Below are 5,849 nucleotides of genomic sequence, written 5' to 3'. Positions count from 1 at the left end.
TAAAAGCGTTTGGATGCTTTGCCAGCTCTTCCATCCTAGTCTTGTCCCCTAATATGCTTCCGCCGGTAAGGGATGAACTTGGATCAATTGCCAGTACGGCTACTTTATGACCGGAATTACATAGCATTTTACCAAAGGCCTCAATGAACGTACTTTTTCCTACTCCAGGCACCCCAGTTATGCCTATGCGAATACTATTACCAGTGTGAGGTAACAATTGTTTCAGAAGCTGTTGACCTATCGTTTGTTGCTCAGAGGTAGTGCTTTCAATAAAAGTAATCGCTTTGGCCAAATGAAGTCGAGAGCCCTGTTTAATCTCATCACTATACGATTCAGTATCTATAGAAAGAGTAGTCTTCTTTGAAAACTTTTTAACCGAAGACCTACCCATACCGTCGTGCTGAGATGTTACACCGCTCTTGACATGTAAAGAAGAGGTTACCTTTTCCTCATCTGCCATTAGCCTTCCACTTCCTCGTAGCCAAGTCGCTTATAAATTTCCTCTATAACTTTTTGAGCTGCGACCGGAATAACAGTACCAGGACCAAATATAGCAGAAGCTCCATTTTCGCGTAAGAAAGCATAATCCTGTGCTGGGATAACACCACCAACAACGATTAAAATATCCTCACGACCAAGTTTCGCAAGTTCTTCTTTCAAGGCTGGTACAAGGGTCATATGTCCAGCAGCTAGCGAGCTAACTCCAATAACATGGACATCATTTTCAACTGCCTGCTGAGCTGTTTCTGCAGGAGTTTGGAATAATGGACTAATATCAACGTCAAAGCCTAAGTCAGCAAATGCAGTAGCAATTACTTTTGCACCACGGTCATGGCCATCCTGCCCCATTTTTGCTATTAAAATTCGAGGACGTCTACCCTCGTTTTCTTTAAAATCCTCTGCCATTTGCTTCACAGAATCAATTTCTTCTGCGTCACTAAAATTAGCACTATATACTCCACTCACTGAGCGAATCACCGCCTTATGTCTACCTGCCACAACCTCTATCGCATCTGATATTTCCCCAATAGTCGCTCTTTGGCGAGCAGCATTTACTGCTGCAGCTAGAAGATTTTCATTACCCGTTTTAGCAGCCTCAGTTAATGCTGATAAGGCTTCTTGAACAGCATTTTCATCTCTATTAGCCTTAACACGTTCCAAACGTTCCATTTGTTTTTGACGAACAACTGTATTGTCAATATTTAAGATGTCGATGGCATCCTCTTGCTCAAGACGGTATTTGTTTACCCCAATGATAATCTCTTTTGAAGAATCTATTTGAGCTTGTTTTTTAGCAGCGGCTTCCTCGATTTTCATCTTTGGTAACCCAGTTTCAATCGCTTTTGCCATTCCGCCTAATTCTTCAATTTCTTCTATTAAAGTCCATGCCTTCTCCATCAATTCATTTGTTAACGTTTCTACATAAAAAGAACCGCCCCATGGATCAATTACCTTTGTCATGTTTGTTTCTTCCTGTAAGAAAAGCTGTGTATTTCTTGCAATTCTAGCTGAAAAGTCTGTTGGAAGTGCAATCGCTTCATCTAAAGCATTTGTATGCAGGGATTGAGTGTGTCCCATTGCTGCTGCATTTGCCTCTACAAGAGTACGAGTCACATTGTTAAAAGGATCTTGCTCTGTTAAGCTCCATCCAGAAGTTTGCGAGTGAGTACGTAGAGCTAGAGATTTAGGGTTTTTAGGGTCAAAGCTCTTCATCATCTGAGCCCAAATTCTTCGTGCTGCTCTCATTTTTGCTACTTCCATGAAATAGTTCATACCAATTGCCCAGAAGAACGACAGTCGAGGAGCAAATGAGTCTATTTCAATTCCTGCGTTTATGCCTGTACGTACGTATTCTAATCCATCAGCAAGTGTATAGGCTAACTCGATATCAGCTGTTGCTCCTGCCTCCTGCATATGGTAACCGGAAATAGAAATGGAATTAAACTTTGGCATGTGCTGCGCTGTATATGCAAAAATGTCAGCAATTATTTTCATAGACATTTTCGGTGTATAAATATACGTGTTTCGTACCATATATTCTTTTAAAATATCATTTTGGATCGTTCCTGCAAGCTGTTCCGGTGTAACACCTTGCTCTTCTGCTGTAACAATGTAAAATGCCATAATGGGTAATACTGCGCCGTTCATGGTCATGGAAACAGACATTTGATCTAACGGAATACCATCAAAAAGAATTTTCATGTCCTCCACCGAGTCAATAGCAACACCTGCTTTGCCGACGTCGCCTGTTACTCGCTCATGATCAGAATCATATCCTCTATGTGTAGCCAAATCGAAAGCTACAGACAGACCTTTTTGACCCATTGCTAGATTTCTTCTATAAAATGCATTACTTTCTTCTGCTGTAGAAAACCCTGCATATTGTCGAACGGTCCAAGGCTTCGACACATACATTGTTGGATAAGGTCCACGTGTATTGGGAGCAATGCCAGGCAAATCATTTATATGGTTTACATTCTTTAGATCTTCCGTCGTGTATTGTGATTTAAGTTCGATTCCTTCATTAGACATAAAGGAACCATGTTGACTGTCTACTTTATTTCCAGCTTTTTTTAATACTTCTTCTATAGAAACAGCTTCATAATTAGGCGTTGTCATGTGAACCCTCCTTCTGAGCTAATGCCAGTAATTCTTTACCTTTTATAAGAAGAGACTGTCCTGCATATATAGAACCAGAGAGGCCTGCTTCTAACCAATCCTCATACTCCTCGAACTTCCCTGCTACATCTAATGGCACGGATAGCTTTTCATTCAAAAGAGCAGGTACTAGTCCAGCTGTTTGGTCATCATTACCTACAAAAACAGCATATTGAATATCGTCCTTCTCGATCCACTGCTGTAAATCAAATGGCTTTAAATTGGCTTCTGCAAGGACGGGAGTAATTCCAATCGCATTCAAAAAGCCATTAATATAGTCCAGTCTAGGCTTATACTCCTTTAAAACACCCTATGGAAGTATGGCAGCCTTAAGTGGAAACTGTTTAAAAGCTTTTCGTAGGTCTTCAAAAGGTTCTGCTAAACGTTTATAGTCCGTATGTTTAACCGGATTTTCTATTACATCGTCAGGGTTAGCATAATTATTCGTACCGATTAGTGATTTTTTTCGGGATGACACCGCCTTTAACTGTAGCTCCCATTTTTCTTGAGCTCGTTGAAGCAGCATACTTTCTCTCGATTCCGGGGAACTATCTTTCATAAGCTCTATAAAATATGTCCAAGCCTTCTCAACAAGCTGTTTAGTCAATGACTCAATATAAAAAGAGCCTCCAGCTGCATCGATTACACGTTGAATATGTGTTTCTTCCTTTAGTACAAGTTGCATATTGCGAGCAATACGGTTAGAAGTTGCAGTTGTGCCAGTTAAATAATTATATGGATATGCACTTACAAAATCTGCACCACCCAATACGCAAGACAATGTACTGTTCCCAGCACGCAATAAGTTTACTGTTTCATCAAGTGCTGAGAAAGACCGGAGAGATGTTTCTGCATAAACTGGTATAGCCTTTACATTTTCTTTACCAAATGCTTCGCCAAACGCCTTCCAAAGTATTCTAAAAGCTCTCAGCTTTGCTATTTCCATAAAGAAATTAGTGTCTACTGAAAATTGTACAAATGCATTTTCTTCTACTTTCTCGATACCATTAAGATGCACAAATGTATCCGCTTGCACTAATACGCTAGCTAATTCACTAATTGCATCCCCACCAGCCTTATGTAACTTGGAGCCGTCTAAATGTAATGTACGAGCACCTTTAAACCCTTCTTCTGCTCCAATTATAGAACCATTTACATGATTAAAGTGTTTTAGGAAACTTGGATCATTTTTTACATCAAGTAAAACCTCATGATGTTGGAAAAGCTCCTTCAACTCCTGTAGCTGTAAATCACTCCACTTATGGTCAATCTCTACTTTATAATTAATGACATTATTTCCTTTGGAAAGGCTTTCATTCAGATCAGATAGGATTTCCTCTGATGATAACCCTACTGAGGGCTGTGCAACCTTCCAGCTTGCTGATTCTTTACTTTCTCTTACAGTTTTAGTTTGTTCGACGGGGATATTTTTTAAATCCGCTAATGTGTAAAGCGGTTTCAACATAATTTCTTCTAACGTCTTAGTTTCTAAAGATTCTAACGATTTACCTTTTAATGATTTTACTGCAGCCTGCTCCCATTCCGTAAAGCTTGCTTCATTAAATTTGGTTTGCTTCATGTCGTTTATAGTCATATGAACGCTTTCGCTTCCCCCTTATATAATTATTGTTATATATCTATTCTACATGAGTGCTTCAAGGTAATAAAGTGATTTAATGACTTATCAGTATATTAAGGATAATTTCCTAAACAGTTCGATTCTCTTCTGTGTATCAGCGATTGAACATATAATTTGAAAATAAAACAATAATTGAATCCATTTCTCCATTCTTATAATTATTGGCTATGTTAAAGGCTAGGGTTGATTTATGATGTGTTCTAAATCGGCAAGTAGAATTGATTTTTCGCACCAGCCGGAAGCTTTCCTCGGGGTGAGCGATAAGCCATCATCCCGAGAGAAGCGTGTGGTTGTGATGCCTTATCTGTCTCACTCATCCCGTAGGATTCGCCGTCTGGGCTCCAATCAATAAATGGAGAACGGCTTTAATTTATATAGTTCTATTTATAAATCACTCGTATAAACAAAGCCGTAAAAATGATTCAACACACTTCAAAAATTATTTATGAATAGTCATTTAAATTGTACAGTCGGAATAAAAGAAATGTTTAGTTAAAATCAACCAATAACTTTAACTTAGCTTTATTATTTAAAAACAAGACGGTTTAATAAATTATATCTGTTTATGTATAAAGGTATATCACATTCTTAATTATGAATTTAACTCAAATTAATGTAAAACTTTAAATCGAAAGAGGTTAAAAATGACAGTAATCTTTTTAGGCTTTATTTTATTTCTTAGCCTTTCGATAGGATGTATAGCTGCTTATATGGTTTATGGGATACTTCACCAAAAATATGAAAAAGTATTCGGGTTGTTATGTGGATTATTATTAATCGGTTTACTGGTATTTGAAATTGTTCCAGAAGCTTTCGAGTCCTTTGAAAAGCTAGGGTTATTTTTAGGATTCTTTTGCGGTTATTGCTTGTATAGCTTAATAATTCCACATCGACACGCTGCAAAAGATGAAACGAGTACCATAAGTCCTCTGATTATTGGACTCTTTTTACATACTATTCCCTTAAGTCTGACCATTGGCACGTTACTTCATAATGATTCGTTCCCTTTATCCATCACTGCTTCTACAGTCCTGCATCATATCCCAGAAGGATTTGCTCTTACAACACTTTTTCTGCTTTATAAAAAGAAAATCATAGGCTTAATGATTTGTTTTATTTCTCTCTCCATTCTTTTTATTTCTTTCATTTGGATTGGGGAACACCTGATTGTCTCAACTAGAATCCAAGGGATTTTTATGGGGGTTTCTATTTACCTTATTGGTACAATCAGCTTAAAAGAATTTATTGTTCCTTTTTTTAGAGACAACTAAAAGTCATAAAAAAAAATATGTGACTTTCGTTAAGTAACCATCGTCTAATAGTAAAGGAGTTGTTGTTATGATGAAATTCTCAGTGTTAACCATCGTAACTGGACTTGTATTAGTAGGGTGTAGTCCAGTTAAAACAAATGATAATAACGAAATACATGAAGTCTCAGATAGTACCAGCACACTTAGTGAATTTGCCTCTGTAATTACACCCGGCACAGAACAGAATGTAGAAGGCCCTCCACATTATGAAGTAAAAAACAAAGGGGAGCTATCTATTCAGG

At 37.9% G+C, this 5,849-nt stretch carries 5 protein-coding genes and 1 pseudogene; 2 read left to right on the top strand and 4 right to left on the bottom strand.

Features of this window, described 5'->3' with window-relative positions:
• The 4 genes from AC06OU_RS16620 to AC06OU_RS16605 form a co-directional block, all read right to left on the bottom strand.
• Positions 1-460: P-loop NTPase family protein (locus AC06OU_RS16620; RefSeq protein WP_475857264.1), on the bottom strand; the 460-nt coding region annotated here is incomplete at its 3' end.
• A complete protein-coding gene (gene scpA, locus AC06OU_RS16615) occupies positions 460-2,619 on the bottom strand; it encodes a methylmalonyl-CoA mutase (RefSeq protein WP_475857262.1) in 2,160 nt (719 codons plus the stop codon). The genes scpA and AC06OU_RS16620, both read right to left, overlap by 1 nt.
• Positions 2,606-2,920 (bottom strand): hypothetical protein, encoded by a 315-nt coding sequence (locus AC06OU_RS16610; protein WP_475857260.1) that lies wholly within the window; start codon positions 2,918-2,920, stop codon positions 2,606-2,608. The genes scpA and AC06OU_RS16610 overlap by 14 nt, the downstream gene beginning before the upstream one ends.
• Before the next feature lie 48 nt (positions 2,921-2,968).
• Entirely contained in the window at positions 2,969-4,252 is a 1,284-nt protein-coding gene (locus tag AC06OU_RS16605) for a methylmalonyl-CoA mutase family protein (RefSeq protein ID WP_475857258.1), read from the bottom strand.
• A gap of 689 nt (positions 4,253-4,941) precedes the next feature.
• Here AC06OU_RS16605 and AC06OU_RS16600 point away from each other — a divergent pair.
• Entirely contained in the window at positions 4,942-5,568 is a 627-nt protein-coding gene (locus AC06OU_RS16600) for a ZIP family metal transporter (RefSeq protein WP_475857256.1), read from the top strand.
• A 67-nt stretch (positions 5,569-5,635) separates the two neighbouring features.
• Positions 5,636-5,849: pseudogene (locus AC06OU_RS16595) on the top strand (hypothetical protein); the annotation flags it as partial.

Source organism: Psychrobacillus sp., assembly GCF_056205495.1.
Note: the sequence above shows the minus strand (reverse complement) of the source record. Positions and strands in the feature narration are given on the sequence as shown.